General features: G+C 65.5%; 20 protein-coding genes. 5 read left to right on the forward strand and 15 right to left on the reverse strand.

The features are described 5' to 3' along the window. Positions 1-5: 5 nt before the first annotated feature. The 6 genes from M2282_RS29950 to M2282_RS29975 all read right to left on the reverse strand — a co-directional run bounded on the left by M2282_RS29950 (position 6) and on the right by M2282_RS29975 (position 4,855). Positions 6-1,010 carry a zinc-dependent alcohol dehydrogenase family protein gene (locus M2282_RS29950; protein ID WP_280812404.1) on the reverse strand — a complete coding sequence of 335 codons (1,005 nt, stop codon included), beginning with the start codon at positions 1,008-1,010 and terminating at the stop codon, positions 6-8. Then, positions 1,010-1,588: an amino acid synthesis family protein gene (locus M2282_RS29955; RefSeq protein WP_280812405.1), complete on the reverse strand. Its 579-nt coding sequence runs from the start codon at positions 1,586-1,588 to the stop codon at positions 1,010-1,012. The genes M2282_RS29950 and M2282_RS29955 overlap by 1 nt, the downstream gene beginning before the upstream one ends. 10 nt (positions 1,589-1,598) lie before the next feature. Next, positions 1,599-2,570, reverse strand: a complete 972-nt coding sequence (locus M2282_RS29960) for a tripartite tricarboxylate transporter substrate binding protein (protein WP_280812406.1) — start codon at positions 2,568-2,570, stop codon at positions 1,599-1,601. Positions 2,571-2,645: 75 nt separating this feature from the next. Continuing rightward, positions 2,646-3,509, reverse strand: a complete 864-nt coding sequence (locus M2282_RS29965) for a fumarylacetoacetate hydrolase family protein (RefSeq protein WP_280812407.1) — start codon at positions 3,507-3,509, stop codon at positions 2,646-2,648. 44 nt (positions 3,510-3,553) lie between these two features. Next, positions 3,554-4,111: a VOC family protein gene (locus M2282_RS29970; RefSeq protein ID WP_280812408.1), complete on the reverse strand. Its 558-nt coding sequence runs from the start codon at positions 4,109-4,111 to the stop codon at positions 3,554-3,556. 27 nt (positions 4,112-4,138) lie between these two features. Then, entirely contained in the window at positions 4,139-4,855 is a 717-nt protein-coding gene (locus tag M2282_RS29975; protein WP_280812409.1) for a GntR family transcriptional regulator, read from the reverse strand. Positions 4,856-4,886: 31 nt separating this feature from the next. On the opposite strand from M2282_RS29975, the gene M2282_RS29980 reads away from it, so the two are divergent. Further along, a complete protein-coding gene (locus M2282_RS29980; protein WP_280812410.1) occupies positions 4,887-5,486 on the forward strand; it encodes an NADPH-dependent FMN reductase in 600 nt (199 codons plus the stop codon). 29 nt (positions 5,487-5,515) lie between these two features. Here M2282_RS29980 and M2282_RS29985 read toward each other — a convergent pair whose 3' ends face one another. Both M2282_RS29985 and M2282_RS29990 read right to left on the reverse strand, forming a co-directional pair. Further along, entirely contained in the window at positions 5,516-6,058 is a 543-nt protein-coding gene (locus M2282_RS29985; RefSeq protein ID WP_280812411.1) for a cupin domain-containing protein, read from the reverse strand. A gap of 9 nt (positions 6,059-6,067) precedes the next feature. Next, entirely contained in the window at positions 6,068-7,177 is a 1,110-nt protein-coding gene (locus tag M2282_RS29990) for an alcohol dehydrogenase catalytic domain-containing protein (RefSeq protein WP_280812412.1), read from the reverse strand. Between the two features lie 145 nt (positions 7,178-7,322). Here M2282_RS29990 and M2282_RS29995 point away from each other — a divergent pair, with 145 nt between their 5' ends. Together M2282_RS29995 and M2282_RS30000 are read left to right on the forward strand one after the other, a co-directional pair. Next, the gene (locus M2282_RS29995; RefSeq protein ID WP_280812413.1) at positions 7,323-8,951 is read left to right on the forward strand and encodes a bifunctional 3-(3-hydroxy-phenyl)propionate/3-hydroxycinnamic acid hydroxylase; all 1,629 of its coding nucleotides are present in this window, start codon (positions 7,323-7,325) and stop codon (positions 8,949-8,951) included. Further along, the gene (locus M2282_RS30000) at positions 8,948-9,358 is read left to right on the forward strand and encodes a nuclear transport factor 2 family protein (RefSeq protein ID WP_280812414.1); all 411 of its coding nucleotides are present in this window, start codon (positions 8,948-8,950) and stop codon (positions 9,356-9,358) included. Before M2282_RS29995 ends, M2282_RS30000 begins: the two co-directional genes overlap by 4 nt. A gap of 135 nt (positions 9,359-9,493) precedes the next feature. On the opposite strand, the gene M2282_RS30005 is transcribed toward M2282_RS30000, so the two are convergent. Continuing rightward, the gene (locus M2282_RS30005; RefSeq protein WP_280812426.1) at positions 9,494-11,851 is read right to left on the reverse strand and encodes a sensor domain-containing diguanylate cyclase; all 2,358 of its coding nucleotides are present in this window, start codon (positions 11,849-11,851) and stop codon (positions 9,494-9,496) included. Here M2282_RS30005 and M2282_RS30010 point away from each other — a divergent pair. Continuing rightward, entirely contained in the window at positions 11,850-12,128 is a 279-nt protein-coding gene (locus M2282_RS30010; RefSeq protein WP_280812415.1) for a hypothetical protein, read from the forward strand. The two genes, M2282_RS30005 and M2282_RS30010, sit on opposite strands and share 2 nt — an antisense overlap. 165 nt (positions 12,129-12,293) lie before the next feature. Here M2282_RS30010 and M2282_RS30015 read toward each other — a convergent pair whose 3' ends face one another. From M2282_RS30015 to M2282_RS30030, 4 genes are all read right to left on the reverse strand, one after another. Further along, positions 12,294-12,905 (reverse strand): glycine-rich domain-containing protein, encoded by a 612-nt coding sequence (locus M2282_RS30015; protein WP_280812416.1) that lies wholly within the window; start codon positions 12,903-12,905, stop codon positions 12,294-12,296. Positions 12,906-13,332: 427 nt separating this feature from the next. Next, positions 13,333-14,103 (reverse strand): Crp/Fnr family transcriptional regulator, encoded by a 771-nt coding sequence (locus M2282_RS30020; RefSeq protein ID WP_280812417.1) that lies wholly within the window; start codon positions 14,101-14,103, stop codon positions 13,333-13,335. 54 nt (positions 14,104-14,157) lie between these two features. Then, positions 14,158-14,898: a Crp/Fnr family transcriptional regulator gene (locus tag M2282_RS30025; protein ID WP_280812418.1), complete on the reverse strand. Its 741-nt coding sequence runs from the start codon at positions 14,896-14,898 to the stop codon at positions 14,158-14,160. A gap of 537 nt (positions 14,899-15,435) precedes the next feature. Continuing rightward, positions 15,436-17,808: a phosphoketolase family protein gene (locus M2282_RS30030; protein ID WP_280812419.1), complete on the reverse strand. Its 2,373-nt coding sequence runs from the start codon at positions 17,806-17,808 to the stop codon at positions 15,436-15,438. Positions 17,809-18,121: 313 nt separating this feature from the next. On the opposite strand from M2282_RS30030, the gene M2282_RS30035 reads away from it, so the two are divergent. Then, a complete protein-coding gene (locus M2282_RS30035) occupies positions 18,122-19,246 on the forward strand; it encodes a sensor histidine kinase (protein WP_280812420.1) in 1,125 nt (374 codons plus the stop codon). Between the two features lie 370 nt (positions 19,247-19,616). On the opposite strand, the gene M2282_RS30040 is transcribed toward M2282_RS30035, so the two are convergent. Together M2282_RS30040 and M2282_RS30045 are read right to left on the reverse strand one after the other, a co-directional pair. Beyond that, the gene (locus M2282_RS30040) at positions 19,617-19,895 is read right to left on the reverse strand and encodes a hypothetical protein (protein ID WP_280812421.1); all 279 of its coding nucleotides are present in this window, start codon (positions 19,893-19,895) and stop codon (positions 19,617-19,619) included. A gap of 284 nt (positions 19,896-20,179) precedes the next feature. After that, on the reverse strand, positions 20,180-20,632 hold the full coding sequence (locus M2282_RS30045) for a hypothetical protein (protein WP_280812422.1): 453 nt from the start codon (positions 20,630-20,632) through the stop codon (positions 20,180-20,182). Positions 20,633-21,230 lie beyond the last annotated feature (598 nt).

Consider the following 21,230-nt stretch of genomic DNA (forward strand, 5'->3'; position numbering starts at 1 on the left):
TGCATTCAGGCATCGGGCAACAGCACGATCTTGCCGAGCGCGCTGCCGCTGTCGAGTACTTCGTGCGCACGGCGCGAATCCGCCAATGCGAAGCTGGTGGCCCTCGGCGCACGCACTCGGCCCGCGGCCATGAGGGCGATCGCCGACTCCATCAGTCCGCGCCGCTGGGTGGCATCGGCATCGATGGCGTGGATCGAGAAGGTGCGCACGGCCAGGCTCCTGCCCAGCAACTTGCGCAACTCCTCGAACACGTCGCCGGCCGGCGGGCCGGTGACGATGTTGTAGGAAACCGCCATGCCGAACGGCGCCAGCGCGCGCAGGCAGGCGATGAAATGCACGCCGCCGAGATGGTCGAAGGCCAGGTCGACGCCACGCCCGCCCGTGAGCTGCATGACCTTCTCGGTCAGGCCCTGGGGGTCGCTCCCGACGACCTCGTGCGCGCCATTGGCCAGCGCGAAGTCCCTCTTCTCCTGTGTGGAGGCCGTCCCGATCACATGCAGGCCGCGATCGCGCGCCACCTGCACCAGCGCCGTGGCGACGCCGCCTGCCGCGCCGGGTATCAGCACGGAAGCCGCAGGCAGGTTGCCGTTGCTCGAGAGCATGGCCAGCGCGAGCTGGAAATTTCCGAGGCTGACGGCATCCTCGAAACCGATCGCATCGGGAAGAACGAATGGCGCGGCCTCGGGCACGCAGATGGCTTCGGCATAACAGCCGCCGCGCTGCGTCAGTTCGCGCGCGCTCACGAACACGCGCTGGCCGACCTGCAGGGCCGTGACACCGGGTCCGGTGGCATCGACGATGCCGGCCATCTCGTTGCCCGGAATCGCCGGCAGGGGCGGCATCCACTTGTAGGTGCCGTTGCGGATCAGCACATCGGGGCCGCCGGCGCCGATGGCCACCGCCTTGACGCGCACTTCGCCCGCCCGCGGCTGCGGCAGGGGAAGCTGCACCAGTTGCAGAACCTCGGGACCGCCGGGTGCCTCGAGCTGGATCGCCTTCATGGTGTGCATCACCGCTGCCCGTCGTGCACGGCGACCTTGTCCTTGGTGAGCCCGCCCAGGCGGGCATGCACCCGCCCTCCCGTGCCCATCACCAGCGCGAACAGGATCTCGTTCGGGCGCGGCGCATCCTGGATGCCCACCTCCATCGAGTTGTAGTGGCTGCGCACGTACGCCGCGTGGATGTAGTGCAGCGGCACCATGAGCCGGTAGCCGGTGGCGGCAACCGCCTTGGCCGAGGGGACGATCGCCTTCGGCTCGCCCAGGATGCTGCGCATGGCCCAGCCCCCGGCTTCGTGCCAGACCGCGCCGTGCTCCAGCTCGCCGTTCACGCCGACGATCGCGGCCTTGCTGTAGACCTCGATGTTGTCTCGCCCGAGCACCTCGACCAGCTCGGCGGCAAGCAGCGTGCCGAGCGAGCGCAGCTCGGTCATGAAGGGCACGAGGTCGGGCTCGTAGCGTCCTGCATAGGGGTTGTGGATGACGGCGCAGGCCGCCGCCAGCCGGAGCGGCGTCGCGACCGGCGGGCCGCCCTCGTGGTAGATCGTTTCGATGGAAAGACTGCGCTTGCGGATCTGGATCAGTGACATGGCGTGAACCTCATTGCTTGGGAATGTGCGCGTCGTTCACGACGGCGGTCCACCGCTTCAGTTCGGCGGCCACCATCGTGGTCATTTCTTCCGGCGTGCTTCCGCGCGCTTCGCCGCCCATCTCTTCCAGGCGCGCACGCACGCCCGGCGACTGCAGGGCCTTGAGCGTCTCGGCCTGCAGCCGATCGACGATCGGGCGCGGCGTGCCGGCCGGCGCCATGAAGCCGGCCCAGGAGCGCACGTCGTAGCCGGGCACGCCCTGCTCGGCCACGGTCGGCAGCTCCGGCATCTGGGGCCACCGCTGCGCGCCGGTGGTGGCCAGCGCCCGCAGCTTGCCGGCCTTGATGTTGGTCATGACGGCCGTGGGCGGCGCGATGATCATCGGCACCTCGCCGCCGAGCAGCGCCGTGAGCGCCGCCGCATCTCCCCGATAGGGAATGTGCAGCATCTCGGCCTTGGCGCTCTTGACCAGCAGCTCGCCGGCGAGGTGGTGCGTGGAGCCGATGCCCGCGGACCCGTACGACACGCTGCGCGCGTCGGCGCGCGCCGCGGCCAGCACTTCGGCGAGCCCCCGGTACGGCGAGTCGGCGCGCACCACCAGCAGGAATGGAAAGTAGGTGATCGTCGAGACCATCTGGAAGTCCGACACCGTCTGGTAGCCGAGCTTGTTGTAGAGGGCGCCGGCGACCGCATGGCCGCCCGTGGCCAGCAGCAGCGTGTAGCCGTCGGGCCTGGCACGCGCCACCGTTGCGGCGGCGATGGTGCCCCCTGCCCCGGCCTGCGCCTCGACCACGAAAGGCTGCGCCAGCCCCTTGGTCATCTCGGCGCCGACCACGCGCGCGATGGTGTCGGCGTTGCCGCCGGCCGCAAAGCCCTGGTAGATCTTGATCGGCTTGTCCGGATAGCCCTGGGCCATGCCGTCAAGAGGTGCCGCGCAGGCCATGGCAAGGCCTGCGGCGACGAGCAATCGTCTGCGCCGCATGGTGTTTGTCTCCGATGATTCTTGTGAGAGGGCTGCTGCGTGTCGTGCGTGCAACCCCGGGCGAAGCGCTTCGCTTCAGTCCTGCTGCACGATCGGGTTGCGCAGCACGCCGATGCCTTCGATCTCGACCTCGCACACGTCGCCCGGCTTCATGAAGCGCGGCGGCTGCTTGCTCCAGCCCACGCCTGCGGGCGTGCCGGTGGCGATCACGTCGCCGGGCACGAGCGTGAAGATCGTCGAGGCGTAGCTGATGAGCTTCGGAATGCTGAAGATCATGTGGCCCGTGTGGCTGCTCTGCACGACTTCGCCGTTGAGCCGGGTCTCCAGCTTGAGCTCGCGGCCGGGTGCGATCTCGTCGGCCGTGACCATCCAGGGGCCGAAGCCGCCGGTCGACTCGAAGTTCTTGCCGGAGGCGATCTGCTTGGCATGGAACTGCCACTCCCGAACGCTGCCGTCGTTGTAGCAGGCGTAGCCCGCCACGTGGTCGAAGGCGTCGGCCTCCGCGATGTTGCGCCCGCCCTTGCCGATGATGACGGCGAGCTCGCCCTCCCAGTCCAGCGATTCCGACACATGCGGCCGCACGATCGGCTGGTTGTGCGCGCACTGCGAACGCCACACGCGCAGGAAGATCGGCGGCTGCTCCGACAGCTCGCGGTGCATGCCGGCGGCCAGCACCTCCTGGTGATGGTCCATGTAGTTGCGCACGGCGCACACGATCTTCTCGGAGCGCGGGATCACCGGCAGGAAAGTGATGTCGGCCAGCTTCGCCGCCACCGGCAGGCCTTCGACGTGCTGCGCCGCCTGCAGGTATTCGCCCGAAGCGATGTAGTCGACCAGGCCCGCATGCTGCGGCCGCGCCTTGCCGAGATCGACCACACCGTCGCCGACGACTGCGCCCCAGGTTTCGCGGCCTTGATGGACAAATGACAAAAGCTTCATGGGAACTCCGGTTGAAATGGATGTGCGTAAAAGTCGGGCTGCGTTCAGGCGGCAGATGCTGCGGGCGAACGCGATTCGAACTGGGCCTGCCACTGCGCAAGCGGCATGAAGGTGGGGTCCTTGCGGCACGCCTCCTCGGTCTCGCGCATGAGCGTCTCGTCGTCCTTCGACAGATCGAGCGGGTCGCCATGCGGTTGCGCCACGTAGAACGGCGTGTCGACGTAGATCTCCACCGTGTTGCCCTCCGGGTCGAGCATGTAGACCGAGAGTGCATTGCCGTGATTGAGGCCGCGGATGCTGGTGGCGCCGCGGGCCTCGGCGCGCGCGGAAATATCCCGCAGGTATTGAATGCTCGGCACCACGAAGGAGATCTGCATCACGGTGCTGAACTTCGCCTCCGCCGGCCGGCCCGAGGCAAGCACCAGCTGGTGGTGCTGGTCCGGGCTGGCGCTGGTGAACACGAGCTGGTTCTTGAACGTGCGGCCTTCGCCGCGATCGGTGATCGTGAGGTCAAAGGTCTCGGTGTAGAAGGCCACCATCCGGTCCAGGTCCGTGACGAAGATTCCGAAGTGCGAGGGCGTGGGTCGGGCGACCTTGAGCATGCTGTCTCCTGTGATCGGGCCGTGGCCCTATGGCTGCATGGACTGGGCTGCCTTGAGTGCAGCCAGCACGTTGCGCTGCGTGCTCAGGATGTGCTCCTCGAGCAGGGCGCATGCCGTGTCGGCATCGCGGCGCAAGGTGGCGTCCATGATCTTCCTGTGCTCGTTCGACTTGCGGCGCGCGGTCTTCCTGTGACGGGCGGAAAACCGCCGGTAGCGCTCCGCCTGGTCGAACAGGCTGGCGCCCCAGACGCGCTGGCGCACCGAGGGGCACGCAGCCACCAGTGCGAGGTGAAAGGCGCGATGCAGTTGCGACCAGTCGTTGTCGAGGATGACCGGGCCGTCGCTCAGGCGGGACTCGACCTTCTCCAGGCGGTGGTACGCCGCCAGGATGTCCGCCTCCCAGGCGTCGTCGCCTTGGGCAATGGCTTCCCGCAGCGCCGGCACGTCGAGCATGACGCGCATGCGCGTGATGTCGGCCAGGTCGTCTTCGGAGATCGGCGCCACGCGGAAGCCCCGGCGCTCGTCGGCGCGGATCAGCCCTTCCTGCGCCAGCCGGCTGAGCGCCTCGCGCAGCGGGCTGCTCGAATAGCCATAGGCGGACTGGAGCTCGTCGAGCTTGAGCTTGGCGCCGGCTTCGAACGTGCCGGCCAGAACGTCTTGCCGCAAGCGGGCGAAGGCCTGTTCGACCAACGGCGGCTCGAATGTGTTGGTTTCTTGTTTGTGCATGGAAGTCATTTTATGCATAAACTCCGTTTTTTTGATTCGGGACATCGACATGGCACACGGCACCTCGGCAACCGGCATCCGCCTGCTCGGCATCTCCGGAAGCATCCGGCGCAATTCCAACTGCACCGCGGTGCTTCGCAGCCTGCAGCCGCTGCTGCCGGCGCCGGCGACCATCGAGCTCTTCGCACTGGACGACGTTCCGATCTACAACGCCGACCTGGATGGCGATGCGCCGCCCGCCGCCGTGGCCCGGCTGAAGGACGCCATTGCGCAGGCCGATGGCCTGGTCCTGTGTTCGCCGGAATACAACTACGGGATGCCCGGCGTGCTGAAGAACGCCATCGATTGGGCGTCGCGGCCCGGCTTCGCCTCGCCGCTCAAGGGCAAGCCCGCGCTCGTCATCACCGCCTCGCCCGGCACCGCCGGCGGCGTGCGGGCGCAGGCGCAGATCCGCGACGCCCTGGCCGCCACGCTGGCACGGCCCGTGGTCCGCCAACATGTGGCCATCGCGAACGTCAACGCACGGCTTCGCGATGGCCAGTTGGTCGACGAAGCCACGCTCGATTTCGTGCGCGCCGCGCTCGCCGACCTCCTTGAGGAAATCGCGTTGCTGGACAAGGCTGCGCTCGGGGCTGCAGTCCGGCGCTGAAGAGAGCATCTGCGACATGTACGGTCCGCTCAGCCCTGGCGCCTGGTGCCCACCAGCACGAACAGCATGGTCGCGGGCTGGTCGCCGAGATTGCGCCAGGCATGCCGGTTGCCGTGCTGCACGGCCACATCATGCTTGCGCAGCAGCACCTGCGCGCCGTCGTCCAGCTCCAGCGTGATCTCTCCTTCGAGCACCACGTCGTAGTCGATGCTGTCGGTGGTGTGCATGCCGGGGTGATCGGGCTCGAAGGTCTCGGCCAGGCCGGGAACCAGGCGGCCGAACTCGGCGCCGAAGGCGGCCGCATCGAAGTCGGCGCGCATCATCACCGCATCGGGCGGAAACCTGACCATCATGAGCCGGGTGCCGCCGCTGGCAGGCACGAAGCCCGCCTCGCCCGTGCGGTCGCCCACGGTGCCGGTGCCCACGCTGTCGGACGCATCGGTGGCCCAGAGCAGCGTCGCGGCGAAGCCGGGCACGGTCGTGAATTCGACGCTGCGCGGCGCCGGCCCATCCGAGATGAATTTCGCCTTGCCGCCGGCACCCGTGCCGGCCACTACGCGCCTGATCTTCATGGTGCCCTTTCAGGGATTGATGACGAAATTGCTGAAACCGCCGTTGCGGCTCGCAATGCCCGAGATCGCTTCGTTGATGCGGTCCAGCGGATAGCACACGTGCTCGAAGATCGAGAGGTCCAGCGTGCCGGCCTCCGCCATGTCGGCCATGTCCTGTCCCTCGCCGGCGGTGAACCAGGCCGAGCCCTCGATGCTCTGCTGCTCGTCCATCATGGTGTGCAGGTCCATGCCCACCATGCCGGCGATCGCGCCGATGTTGTAGGCGCGGCCACCGCGCTTCAGCGCCTGCACGCCTTGCTGGAAGGTCTCGTGCGGCGCGCCGGGGCCCAGCGCGTCGATGAAGGTGTCCACGCCCAGCCCGTCGGTGCGTGTCTTGGCCCACGCGTCGATGGCCTCGCCGTCCGCGCTGGAGAAGACCTCGATCCGATCGGGCGCCAGCGCCTTCACGCGCTCGAGCAACTCGCGGTTGCGCCCGGTGCCCAGGATGCGCGTGGCGCCCATGGCCAGGCCGAGGAGCGCACCGCCGATGCCCAGCGTGCCGCTGATGCCGTTGATGAGCACGCTGCGGCCCGGGCCGACCTGCGCCTTGCGCATCGCGGAGTACATCGTGCCCAGGTAGCCGAAGCGTGCCGCCTGGTTGAAGCTCACGTTGTCCGGCAGCTTCACCAGCGCGTACTGCGGCGCGATCATGTATTCGCACAGGCCGCCGAAGGGATAGTTCTTGTAGAGCTTGAGCGAGTTCTGCGAGAAGCCGAAGTAGCCGCTGAACGCGTAGTGCGTGCAGTTGATCAGGTCGCCGTTGCGGCAGGCGCGGCAGCCGCCGCAATAGAGGCTGGGGTTCACGTAGACGCGATCGCCCGGCTTCCAAGTGTGCACGTGGGAGCCGACCGCCGTCACTTCGCCGGCTGGATCGAGCCCGAAGACCGCGGGCAGCGGAGGCAATGGCAGCTCCGGAAACCAGGTCGTCCAGTTGGCCAGGATGTTGCCGAGATTGGGCACGATGCCGCACGCGCGCACCCTCACCTGCACATCGTTGGCGGCAGGCTGGGGAATCGGAAGCTGCTCGACTTCCATCGGGGCGCCGACCTGGTGCAGTCGGGCGGCTTTCATCGTCGTCATGGTGTCTCCTTGCTGATGGCCATATGCACAAAGCGCGTTTTGTGCATTCTTTTCGACCGCACGGCATGCCGTCATCAGTGATAACCCTTTGCGCATGAAATCATGTTTTATGCACAATTCTAAATTCATGCATTCAACACAGACCATGCTCCAACAGAACCCGGAACCCGTCGACGTGGCGATCATCGGCTTCGGCCCCGTCGGCGCAACGCTCGCCGCGCTGCTCGGCCAACGCGGCTTGCGCGTCGCGGTCTTCGACAAGTCGGAACAGATCTACCCGCTGCCGCGCGCCTTCGCGCTCGACCACGAAGCACTGCGCGTTTTCCAGGAAATCGGCATCGCCGGGGCGCTTGCGCCGCACATGACGCCCTACCGCCCGACGATCTACCAGGGCAGCGACGGCGAACCCATCCAGCACTTCGACATGGGGCCGTCGCCCTACCCGCTCGCGTGGGCGCCGTCGTATACCTTCAACCAGCCGGCGCTGGAAGCCTCGCTGCGCCAGGCCGTGGGCAAGCTCCCCGGCGTGGCTATCCATCTCGGGCACGAGGTGCAGCAGCTGAGCCAGTCGCAGACCCATGCGCTGCTCGACGTTCGCCGGCCCGACGGCACGCAGGCGCAACTGCACGCGCGCTACGTCGTGGGTTGCGACGGCGGCACCAGCCCCACGCGCAAGCAGATGGGCCTGACGCTCAAGAGCCTGGACTTCGACGAGCCCTGGATCGTGGTCGACATGCACGTCGACGAAGACAAGCTCGACCGGCTGCCCGCCACCAATGTGCAGTACTGCCACCCGTCGCGGCCCTGCACCTACGTCGTGGGACCGGGCACGCACCGGCGCTGGGAGTTCCTGCTGCTGGACGACGAGGCCGAGCAGCGCGAGATGCCGCACGAATCCATCTGGAAGCTGCTCGCCCCCTGGATCACGCCCGCGGACGCACGCATCTGGCGCGCGGCGGCCTACCGTTTCCACGCGGTGGTCCTCGGGCAATGGCGCAAGGGGCGCGTGCTGCTGGCGGGCGACAGCGCGCACCAGATGCCGCCGTTCCTGGCCCAGGGCATGTGCCAGGGCTTGCGCGATGCGGTCAACCTCGCCTGGAAGCTTCAATGGGTGCTCGAAGAACGCGCCTCCGAGAGCCTGCTGGACAGCTATGGCGACGAGCGAGGGCCGCAGGTGGAAGACGTGACGGCAACCGTCAAGCGACTGGGACAGATCATCTGCGAGCGCGACCCGGTGCGCGCCGCCGAACGCGACCTTCGCCTGCGCGAGCAGCAAGGTGGGCAGGTGCGGATGCAACTGCGCCAGAGCCTGCTGCCCGGCGTGCGCCACGGGCTGATCGACCGCGACGAGTTGCCCGCGGGCACACCCTTCCCGCAGGCAATGGGAGGCATGGAACCCGGCGTCGCGCCTCGAATGATGGACGACCTGCTGCAGCCCGGATTCCTGCTGGTGTTGCGCCATGCGCCTGATGCAGCGACGGTCCGGGCCTTGGAAACGTCGGTGGCAAGCCTCGGGGCGCAGGTGCTGTGCATCGATGCCGCGACGGCAGCACCCGGCGTGCTGAAGCTGGCCGAGGCCGACGGCGTCCTCGCAGCCTGGTTCGAGCGCCATGGATGCGAGGCCGCGCTCGTGAGGCCGGATCACCTCGTCTACGGCGTGGCACGCAGCCTCGAGGCCGCCGGGGCCTTGATGCAACGAGCCTCCAGGGATATGGGCACCCGATCGCCGACTCGACCCGATACGAAAAACCCTGCTGCCCGGAACGCCGCATGAACGAAGCCACCTCCCCTCCGCCCTCCGACACCGAATCCCTGCTGCTCGATCTCGAAGCGCAGCGATGCGACGCCATGAAGCGCGCAGACTTCGCGCGCCTGCGCGAAATTCTCCATCCGGGTCTCACCCATGTTCATGCCAAGGGGCAGATCGACGACTGCGAGAGTTACTTCCGAACGGGTGGCACCCATGTCGACTACAAGCAGATCGACCGCTCGGAGCTCAAAGTCCAGGTGCTGGGCAGCACGGCCCTCATGACAGGCCGGCAGTTGCTCGTGGCCGTGCGCAAGGACGGCAGCGGCACCGTGCGCATCGACTCGCGCGTGATGCAGGTCTGGCGCCGGGAAGGTGATCGCTGGCGACAGCTGGCATTCCAGACAACGCCGCTGGAGATGAGCGTGACGTGATCCTGCTTCAGAGGTGCCTTCCTGGGGAAGAAATGACTTCAGAAGAATGCCAGCACCTGACGCCGGGTGGAGCGCGAAGCCCAACGTAACGTCGATCTCATGTGGCTTACCGGCCGCCTGACTCCGGCCAGTCGCTTACGGCACATTGGCCTCCGCGCAGAAATAGCCATTGCGGCCGCGTCCTTTTGCCTCGTACAGCGCGTCATCGGCGCGCCGCAGCAACGCTGCGTCGTCGCTATCGCCTGCCTTCCACAAGGCAATACCGATGCTGACTGTGACTTCGAACGACGCACCGGCGAGAACCGTTGGAGCCCGAAGCGCTTCCACCAGCTTGCTCGCCAGCGCCGTGGCATCGTTCCCGTTCCGCAGACCTTCCAGGATGATCGTGAACTCATCGCCGGCCAGCCGAGCGACCATATCGGTTTGCCGTGTGCAGTCACGCATCGTCTTCGCAAAAACCTTCAGCAACTGGTCGCCTGCCTCGTGCCCGAGCGTGTCGTTGATCGACTTGAAGTTGTCAATGTCGATAAAGAGCAGTGCCATCGGCTCACTCGGTGTTGCCCGTGCCATGGCTTGCTGCAAACGCTCGATGAACGACGCGCGGTTCGGCAGCTCGGTCAGCGTGTCGAACTCGGCGCGATGACGCAGCCGCTCTTCGGCAACCTTGCGTGCGTTGATGTCGGCATACGTACCGGCCAGTCGAAGCGCCCTGCCTGCGGCGTCGCGCTCCACGACGCGGCCGCGGGCATGCACCCACAGCCAATCTCCCGTGCGTTTGCGAATCCTGAACTCGGCGTGATAGTGCGGCACTGCCCCCTGCAGGGCCGATTTCATGCTGGCCCGCATCGCACCCAGATCTTCCGGATGCACGAATGACCGAAACACGGCCGGCGATGCCGACTGATCCGACGCGAGATCGTCGCGCATCGCCGAAGCCTGCGCGCTTTGATAGATGCGGTCGGCCTTGAGGTCCCAGTCGAACAGGGCGAGGCCCGAGCCTTCCAGCGCAAGGCTCAGCCGCTCTTCGCTGCGCGCGCGCTGCAACTCGGCCTCGTGGCGGGCCGTGCGATCGATGACCAGTTTGTACACGGCCTGGACGGACCCGTTGCTTCCCATCCGGGGAACGAGCGTGACTTCCACCTGGCGCGTACCACGCGGTGTCACCATCTCGCGTTCGAACACAGCCCGTCTTCCGCTCAGGGCCGCTTCGACGTGGTGACGAAAGTCGTTGTAAGCCTCTTCACCGTAGACCTCTTTCAGGCTTCGCCCCAGAAGCGACGCAGGTTCGATGTCCAGCCAGTCTCGGTAGGCCTGGTTGGCGAAGCCGAAACGCTGCTCCGGGTCCCAGCGCGAGATCAGCACCGGAAGGCTGTCGGTCACTTGTCGGAGTTGTTCCTCGCTGTCGCGCAGCTGCTCTGCGGCATGCTCGAGCTCCGCATCCATGCGGCGGCGTTCGGTGATGTCCAGGTGCGTTCCGACGAACCGCAGCGGCCGGTTGTCGGCGTCGCGCTCGACGACCATCGCCTGGGCCGAGAGCCAGATGTAGTGGCCGTCCTTGTGCCTCATTCGATATTCGGATACGTACGCCGCGGACTTGCCGCGCAGATGCGGCAAGGTCACCGCGTCGACGATCGCGCGATCGTCAGGATGGATCAGATCCCTCCACGCGCCGGCCAGCGGCAGCGGGTCGTTTTCTGAAAACCCGAGGAGCGCCCGCTCGCGCGAGTTGACGATCAAGTCGCCGCTCGGGACATGCAGATCCCAAAGCCCCAGGCCGGCACCTTGCAGCGCGAATTCCAGACGCTCAGCACTCTGTTGTCGCTCGCTGGCGGCCTCCGCTGCCAGGCGATCGAGCTCCCTTCGTCGCTGCTGGCTCGAGTGAAGACCCAAGCTCAGGCCGAGCGTGAGAATCGCGTAGAAAATTCCCCGCCGAACGACCTTGTCGCGCCAAGGCGAGTAGATCGCCGACAGCTCGCGGCTGACTGCGGCCACGATGGGCTTGTCGATATGGAGGTCGGCTCGGTTGAGCGTGTGCATCGCTCTCATGCGATCGTCTCCGGCGGTCACGGCCCTTCCGGTCATCAGGGTCGCAACTTGCCCGCTCTGCTGATGCAAAGTGAACATCGAGCCAGGGCGTGCCAGATTCACGCCGATTGCTTGCGGGTTGACCGGCATGTTGACGAAAACCTCACCGTCGCCGTGCGCGAGCGCGGCGCGCATGTCCGGCGCGTAGAGCACGGACCTCAGCACCACCTGGAAATACTGGGGATCGAGCGTTGCCACGACGACACCGGCAAATCCGCCCTGCGTGCCCGTCAGCACCTTGCCGAGCGCAACCACGCTTTCACCCAGCGGGGACTTGAACGGCGTCGACAGGTACAACACCGCTCGGTCCGGCCGTTGACGGGGTGTGACGAAGAAGTCTCGCCGGCTCGAGTTCACGCCCAACAATTCGGCGCGACTCGAGGCCACGATGACACCGCGACTGTCCATGACCACCAAGGTACGGACTCCGGGCATCGCGTCGCTCAACGCCTCTCGATCCGGAGCGTTCGACCTCGTCACGAACTCCCGTGAGTGCGCTGTTCGCACCTTCCAGTTGACGGACCAGGTTCTCGTCGATGACGCGCGCCTGACTTTGCAGGCGTTCACCCTCCTGCGCTGTCAGCGCCATGTGCTCGACGTACAGCGCAACGGAGAGTATGGCGCCCAGCAGCACCAGCAAACCGCCCAGGGCCAGTCGCTCCCAACCAAAACGCCGAGTGTGTGATGGGATGGAGGGGCTCATGTGAATGGGGAGTGGTAGTCCAGGATTTCGCCAGCACCTCTAACCTGCACCGATGGATCCAATTCGTGGCGGCATCGACAGGCATGGCTCGACCTTCGAGGCTCGGCGACTGCGCGCTGTACTTGGTGCCGGCTTCTCTCCCAAGCCCTAGCCTGCGCGCGAAGCTGCCAGTTCAGGCGCGCTGGCCTTCGCCGAGAGCTCTGCCGTGAAGGGAGTACCGGCCGGAGCGCCCACCTCGAGCGAACACCACGCTGCTGACGCTTTGCCTGTCTCGAGCGAACACCATGCCGCTGCGGGTTTGGCCGACTCAAGCGAGCACCATGCAGCCGCATCCCTGGCGGGCTTGTTTGGAGACGCAGGCGTCGTCTCGCCGAATTCCTCGACGGACAAGCGCTGCATCTCCAGGAAGGCCGTCTGCAGCGCCTTGGCGTCTTCCTCGCCGCGCAGGCCGAGGTACGGAAAGTGGTGCAAAAAATGGCCGAAAGTGGTTTCGCAATCGGCTGCGTACTTTCTCGTGTCGAGGATGTGCATGTGCCAGAAGCGGTCGACGTCCTGCTCGGGAGCGAGCGTCAGGTCGGGGTGCTTGGCGTGCAGTATCAAGTAGCGCTTGTAGGCCACCTCCATCTGGTCCGCGTAGCCTGCCGACCAGCCGTAGCCGTCCTCTTTGCGGCAGGCCTTGAACTTGATCGGCGTGAGGTCGAGCCCCTCGATGGCGGCGATCGTCTGCTCCTGTGTCCTGCATTGGGTCGAATGAATCATGAACGCTCCTGTGAAGTTGCTGGAAGGTCCGGGCGAACGCCTCGGTGACGGGTGTTGATTCCGGAAAGGGAAGCCTTGCATTCGCGGAAGAGAGACGTGCGATCCTCGTGCAGAGGATTGGGAACGATGTTGCGCGCCGCGGCACCGGGCTGGGTTGAGATGGATCAAGCGCGGGTCCAGCCTGTCGATGCATGCAGGCTTGCCAATGTCTGCGCAATCACGTTGCGTGAAAGCTTTGAATTCGGTTGGATCGCAAACCTGCACAGGTTCCGTCGCTCGAGCCTTGACGGCGGGCCAGCCGGTGGCGCTGATGTGTCCGCGCCGGAGTAGAAGTGAGGCACCGCGCCGATTGCCCTCACAAGTGGAGAAACCAGAGCGAAATCGCGCGACCTGGCCTTTAAAAAAACCGTGGAAAGCTGGCCACCAGCTACTTGATCAGATGCGCGTAGCTGCGCCGGTTCGCCCGGTAGCAATCGCACGCCGCGTTTTCCAGTCCTTCGCGGTCCGTGATGGTGATGACGCCTCGGCGATAGTCGATGAGCTGGCGCGTATGCAGCGCCGTCGCGGCATTGGTGATGCCGACCCGGCGCACACCCAGCATGCGACCGAGCACTTCATGGGTCAGCGCAAGGTGTGTGGTGTGCGCGCAATCCTGCGTGGTCAACAGCCATCGCGCCAGGCGCTCCTCGATCTGGTGGAAGCGGTTGCACAGGCCCGAGCGACCAAATTCCATCAAGAGCACGCACACGTAGCGGTTGAGGATGCGCTTGAGCATCGTGTTCTGTTCCAGCTCCTGGGCGAACGATTGCGCCGTCAACCGCCACGCCATCCCGGCACCCTGCACAAGTGCCCGCAGCGGCGCGCTCTGCACATCCAACGACAGTTCGTAGCCCAGGGCGCCCTCGTTGCCCACCATGCCGGTTTGAAGGCCGTCGTGGCCATCCGCGGTGGAAACCAGCGAGACGAACGCGCTGGTGGGAAAGTGGATGTGATGAATGACATCACCCGGCTCGTAGAGGATCTGGGCGGCAGCCAACTCCACGCTGTCGCATCTCGCGAGAAGATGCGCCTTGTCCGCGTGCGGAAGCGCCTCGAGCAAGCGATTGAGAACGGGGCGGGTCGGGGCTGATGTCACGGAACCGCCTGTTGGAGAAAACCAGCGCGGAAATGCGCAGCCGGGCGCATTGTTGCCGACCACGCCTGCCGCGTCTGTGCGCAGGCGTACCAAGAGCGGCCACGACCCGCGGCGGGATCAGGTCGCCAGCTGGCGCGGCAGCAGGCGGTCGGTTTCCCGCCTCACGACCTCATAGCATTCGCACACCTGCTTTTCGAGACCTCGGCGGTCCAGCACCGTGATGTGGCCTCGCGAATACTTGATCAGGTTCAGGCGCTGCAGCTTGCCGGCAGCCTCCGTCACGCCTTCGCGCCGCACGCCGAGCATGTTGGCGATCAGCTCCTGGGTCATCACCAGTTCGTTGCCGGGCAGCCTGTCCAGGCTCAGCAGCAGCCAGCGGCACAGTTGCTGCTCCAGCGAGTGGTGACGGTTGCAGACCGCCGTCTGCGACATCTGCGTGATGAGCGACTGGGTGTAGCGCAGCAGCAGGTGCAGCAAAGGGCCGCCGTTGTCGGTCAGTTGCTTGATGTGGCCGGCACTGAGGCGATATGCGTGGCCCGCGCTCTGCACCACGGCACGATTGGGCGTGCTACCTCCGCCCATCAAGAGCGAGACGCCCACCATTCCTTCGAGCCCCACGACGGCGATCTCGGCCGATTGCCCGTTCTCCAGCACGTACAGCAGCGAGACGATGCAATCGGTCGGGAAATAGACGTATTGCTGCACGACGCCCGATTCGTAAAGCACCTCGCCCAGCTTGAGCGGCACCAATTCAAGGAGCGGCATCAGGCTCTGGAGCACCTCCGGTGGCATGACCTGCAGGAGACTGTTGCGCGCCACCGCTGCATGCGTTGTAGACGAGGACGGGGACGATGCCATGGCGGAAGGAGATTCCAAAGTGCCCATCATTTTGCGGCCGATACCCTGCCGTCTGTGCGATGCCGCACACAGATGCGGGCTATTTTTCCACGCCGGCGTGCGCTGGCGAACGGTGGCCCGGCTGCTTTGGTGCTAGCGTGGTTGCGGAGCTTCCGTCGATTGGAAAACGCCATGGCAACCCTGAAGAGTCCGCTCGTCCGACACCACCGAGCTCCCGGCGATGCACTGCGCGATTCGCTGACGTTTGGAGGAATGTAGATGCCGATGACACTGCTGAATCGACTTTGCTGCACGCAGCTGCCTCTGAAGATCGACGACCAGGACGACATAGAGAAGTGCAATGTGCTCCGGACCGCACAACTGATCGAGGCAGACCTTCCGCCTGTACTGCACGAGCGGGGACGAACCGTTTATTCGGGACAGGCGACGGTGATGTGCGTCACAGCCAAGGGACAAGCCGCGGCGAAGCGGCATAGATAACATCGCGGCCGCACCCCGCTGCGCTCAAGAATGCCGGCGGGCCGCGAGCGCCGACAGTCAGGCCCGGCTGTCCCACCTCCAGTTGCGGATATCAGGCATGTCTTCCCCGTGCCGGGTGATGTAGGCGCGGTGGTCCAGCAACCGGTCGCGCAGGTGCTGCTGCACATGCCCAGCCTTCTCGCGAAGGCGCGGCACGCGGTCGATGGCGTCGGCCGCCAGGTGAAAGCGGTCGAGCCGGTTGAGCACCGTCATGTCGAAGGGCGTGGTGGTGGTGCCTTCTTCCAGGTAGCCATGCACATGGAAGTTGCCGTGGTTGCGCCGCTTGTAGGTCAGCCGGTGGATCAGCGCCGGATAGCCGTGGAACGCGAAGATCACCGGCGCCTCTGTGCCGAAGATCGAGTCGAACACCGCGTCGTCCAGCCCGTGCGGATGCCCCGAGGGCGACTCCAGCGCCATCAGGTCGACCACGTTCACCACGCGCACCTTCAGCTCGGGCAGCAGCGTGCGCAGCAGGTCCACGGCCGCCATCGTCTCCAGCGTCGGCACGTCGCCGGCGCAGGCCATCACCACGTCGGGCGCCACGCCGTTGTCGTTGCTGGCCCAGTCCCAGATGCCCAGGCCCACGGTGCAGTGCCGTTCGGCCGCCGCGATGTCCAGCCACTGCGCTTCGGGCTGCTTGCCGGCCACGATCACGTTCACGCAGTTGCGACTGCGCAGGCAATGGTCCGTGACGGACAGCAGCGTGTTGGCATCGGGCGGCAAGTACACGCGCACCACCTCGGCCTTCTTGTTGACCACATGGTCGATGAAGCCCGGGTCCTGGTGGCTGAAGCCGTTGTGGTCCTGCCGCCATACATGGCTGGTCAGCAGGTAGTTCAGCGACGCGATGGGGCGCCGCCACGGAATGTGGCGCGTCACCTTCAGCCACTTGGCGTGCTGGTTGAACATCGAATCGACGATGTGGATGAAGGCCTCGTAGCACGAGAAGAACCCGTGGCGCCCGGTGAGCAGGTAACCCTCGAGCCAGCCCTGGCAGAGGTGCTCGCTGAGCACCTCCATCACGCGGCCGTCGGGTGCGACGTGGTCGTCGCCCGGCAGGATGTCGGCGGTCGACGTGCGGTTGCTGACCTCGAAGACAGCGCCCAGGCGGTTCGACGTCGTCTCGTCGGGGCCCATCAACCGGAAGTTGCGGTCGCGGTCGTTCAGCCGCATCACGTCGCGCAGGAACTCGCCCATGACGCGCGTGGCCTCGGCGTCGACGGCGCCGGGCTGGGGCACGGGCACGGCGTAGTCGCGGAAGTCCGGCAGCTTGAGGTTCTTCAGCAGCAGGCCGCCGTTGGCGTGCGGGTTCGCGCTCATGCGGCGTTCGCCTCGGGGCGCGAGCGCGGCGATGTCCGCACGCAGCGCGCCCTCGGCATCGAACAGCTCCTCGGGCCGGTAGCTCTGCATCCATTCCTGCAGCAGCGCGATGTGGGCCGGCTTGTCGGCGAAGCCCGTGAGCGGCACCTGGTGGGCGCGCTGCGTGCCCTCGATGGCCACGCCGTCCACCGTCTTCGGTCCGGTCCATCCCTTGGGCGAACGCAGCACGATCATCGGCCAGCGGTGCCGTGCGCCGAAGCCGTCGGAACGGGTCTGCGTCTGAATGGCCCGGATCGCGTCCAGCGATGCGTCCAGGGCCGCCGCCATGAGTCGGTGCATGGCCTCGGGCTCGTGGCCGGAGACGAAGTGCGGCTCGTAGCCGTAGCCGCGCATCAGCTGCGTGAGTTGCTCGTCGCCGATGCGCGCAAGCACGGTCGGGCCCGCGATCTTGTAGCCGTTGAGGTGCAGGATGGGCAGCACGGCGCCGTCGCGTGCGGGGTTCAGGAACTTGTTCGAATGCCAGCTCGCCGCGAGCGCGCCGGTCTCCGCTTCGCCGTCGCCGACGACGCAGCAGGCCAGCAGGTCCGGGTTGTCGAACACCGCGCCGAACGCATGCAGCAGCGAATAGCCGAGCTCGCCGCCCTCGTGAATGGAGCCCGGTGTTTCGGGCGAGACATGGCTCGGGATGCCGCCCGGAAACGAGAACTGCGTGAACAGGCGCTTGAGGCCTTCCGCGTCGCGCGAGATGTGCGGATAGACCTCGCTGTAGGTGCCTTCCAGGTAGGTGCTGGCTACCACGCCCGGCCCGCCGTGGCCCGGACCGGCAACGAAGATTGCGTCGAGGTCGCGCGCATTGATCGCGCGGTTCATGTGCGCATAGATGAAGCTCAGGCCTGGCGTGGTGCCCCAATGGCCGAGCAGGCGCGGCTTGATGTGTTCGAGCGTGAGCGGCTCGCGCAGCAGCGGGTTGCCCATCAGGTAGATCTGGCCTGCCGAGAGGTAGTTGGCGGCACGCCACCAGGCGTCCAGCAGGGCGAAGCTTTCGGGGGGCGAATGGGCGGTGGGTGTCATGTGGGAGTCCGATGAGGCATGCAGGCGCTTGCCAAGGCAGGCGTCGTCCTGGATCGAATGTGCGCGCACGGCGCCCTACGGTCTGTGCGACGTCGTACAGACGCGACGCAAGGCGGTCTCCAGACTGGCTGCTTCGCACTGAACTCCACCCCGGGACGGTCGAATGAAAATTCTCGCGGCGACCTTTTCGCGCATGTGCGGCAGCGCACAGACAAATTCTTCCTGAGCAGCCAACGATGCCCGATCCGTCTTCCAAGTGGAGGCAGACGGCCGTCATCGATGAACAAGGCGAAAGCCATCAAGGTCCCGGAACATGCGCAACTTTCTCACCAACAACCGAGAGGAGTTGATTTCGCGATGCAAGTCGAAGGTTGCACAAAGGCCCCGGCGCGCCGCCACCGAACACCAGCTGGCCAACGGCATCCCGTTGTTCCTTGAGCAGCTGATAAGGACGCTTGCCGCCGAAGAGGACGACAAGCTCGCCGACAGCATCAGGATCTCGGGCCCCTCTGGCGGGGACTTGCCGAGCTTGTCGGAAATGGGCGTGAGCGCCACAGCCCATGGCAAGGAGCTGTTGAAGCTGGGCTATACGGTGGACCAGGTCGTTCACGACTATGGCGACCTGTGCCAGGCGATCACGGACCTGGCTTTCGAACGCGACGCTCCATTCGCAGTCGGCGAATTTCGGACGCTGAACCGTTGCCTGGACAACGCCATCGCGGATGCCGTCACCGAGTTCAGCTCCCAGCGGGACACTCAGATCGCCCGCCAGCAAACCCTCGACGCAAGCGAGCGTTTCGGATTTCTCGTCCACGAGTTGCGCAATGCGTTGGGTACGGCGACCCTTGCGATCCATGCCCTCGAACTGGGCAACATGACGGTAGGTGGCGCCACCGGTGCCGTGCTCAAGCGCAGCCTGTCGGCAATGAACACGCTGATCAGCCGGGCGCTCGCCGAGGTGCGCAACGGTCTGCCGGAACAGCGGCAGAGCTTCTCCCTTGCCGCGTTCATCAAGGAAGCCGAGACTGCGGCGCAGCTGGTTGCGAGCGCCGCTGGTTGTGTGCTCGAGGTGCCTCCCGTGGATCAACTCCTGGCGATCCGAGGGAATCGCGAACTGCTGCTTGCAGCGCTGGCGAACCTCCTGCAGAACGCCTTCAAGTTCACCCATCCACACACCGACATCACATTGAAGGCCTATGAGCTTGGCGAACACGTACTGATTGAAGTCGAAGACCACTGCGGCGGCCTGCCGCCGGGAAGCGCCGCCACGATGTTCGCGCCCTTCAATCAGCACAGTCATGACAGGTCGGGCCTGGGTCTGGGCCTTTCCATCGCCCGTCAGAGCGTCGAGGCCGATCTCGGGACCTTGACCGTTCGGGATGCACCGGGTGTCGGATGCGTTTTCACCATCTTTCTGCCCCGCCACGTTCTCTCTTGAAAGGACAAAGCGCGTCGCGTTTGCTGAGAGACATTGAGGGGGCATATGACGATGACGTCATTGCCTCGCTACGCCCAGGGGACCACCTTGGTGGTTGGCGTGCCGAATTGTCGCCACCCTGGAGGCCTGAACAGTAGGACGAAGTCCGCTGGCCTTGCCGCCATGTACTGAGGCACTCCACTACAGCAGCTCAGTCGAGATGGGGTCGCTGGACGCGCACCCAACGCCTTCCCGATGCCGACGTGCGATGGTCATGTCTCACTTGCGGTGAAACGAATTCGCGTGATGGCGTCTTGCACCGCGTGCAGGAGACCGAAGCCCGCCCTCGGCAGTCCCAAGGTTGCGGGCTTACGTTCCGCCGCAGCTCAATCTACGATGCAGGCGCAAGTTGTACGTCTTGCGCGGGATCCCGATGAAGGATGAGTGCCCACGTCAATTCGAAGCCCATCAGCGCTTTGTCTGGGACGGGGCTCGCTTCGAGGTGAGCCTGAGAAAACTGCCGCTGTTGCGCAAGTTCTTGTTCCAGCCGGTGGGGATGGGGGTGAGTCTTGATGAGCGCCCTTAAGGCTGCCGTCAGCGCCATCTCTGTTCCAAGAAGGTTCGCAGCTGAAGCGGTTGCCGTTGATGTTGCCTCTTGCGGTGTGGCCATTTTGTCCTTCCCTTGCGGGTTCCGTGTTGAGGACTTATGACTTTACTCCAAGCGCGGAGAGCAGCAGTCGAGCGGCTCGATGAATGCAGAGCAGACGCGCCTGTTCGAGGAGACGCTGGCGGAAGCCGGGGCCAGCTTTCAGGCGCAATTGAGGAAGTCAGGGACCGGACACAACTCCGCCCGGGGAGGCTGGACGCGCGAATCGAGAAGCGCCGCCGGCGCAGGCTGGGCGCTATGGCCTGCAGGAAGCTCGCGGGTGACCGCCTTGAACGTGATCTTCCCGTTCAGGCTTCCCAAAGGCTTATGAACATGCTCGCTTTCAGACTTGCCTTCAGGATCGCTGCCTCGCGGCTGGGTTGAGGCTCGCAAACCAGCGAACGAGGCTCTTGGCCGAACCGCGAGACGCGTGCTATCCCGACGAAAGCTCGAGCGTCATTGACGATGACCGAGAGCTCGATCTCCCATTCATGAATGTCTCGCGGCGAGGGATGATGCGGATGGGCCATCTTCTTGGAGGTGCGAAGCGCGCGCCGGTTGGGCCGGACGACGTCCGATGCAATTTCTCGTAAAGAGACGGTCGTCTCTGGAATCCGCTTCGTTGAATCAGGGGAGACGCCGCAGACCGATCCAGCGCGCTCGCCCACAGGTATTTGTGCGGAAAGCAGAGCGGCAAGTTCATGCGCGCATTTGCGCAAGAATTTCATCTCGCCTTCAATAACGTTGTCTCGCTCCTGCATGGCAGCAGAACGGTGAGAAGCATCTTTTCCTGCTGGAGAACCGACGTCTTTCGTGACTCGACATTCAATGCTCCAGTTTGAAATTTTTTCTTCTGATGGAAAAGCTCCTTCTCCCCATCACAAGCGACTCGGGCGTTGGCGCAGCCCGGAAGAGACCGTTCGTGACCATCGATGAAAGACCGGTGTTCAACGCCCCACGCAGAGCACGCGCACGCAGCTTGTTCCGGTGCAAGCGATGGCCTCTTGCGTTCGCCTGGGCATGGCCGCGCAGCGCTGCTGAAAGTCGAGGCTGTCGCAAAACCGCTTGCGCGGCTTGCGAGAGCCTGCGTCTACCGGAACTCAGCCCATCGAACGGACGCCCGGTGCTCCCGCAAGCTGGCAGCACCACCTGGACGGCCATCCGTCCGCGCAACGGCAGCGAGGCTCCGCGCTGTCAAGTCTCAAGGCTCGCGTTGCGCGTCCGGACGGATTGGTTCATGCGCGATGGTCCTCACCACTTCATGCGCAACCCCAGCGAGCCCTGCACGGAAGACTTCACATCCGTCGCCCCGCCCGCGGCCCACAGCTTGCCCACTTCGCCGTAGATGCTGGTGGTGGG

Origin of the sequence: Variovorax boronicumulans (assembly GCF_029892485.1) — a bacterium.
GTDB classification, from domain to species: domain Bacteria; phylum Pseudomonadota; class Gammaproteobacteria; order Burkholderiales; family Burkholderiaceae_C; genus Variovorax; species Variovorax boronicumulans_B.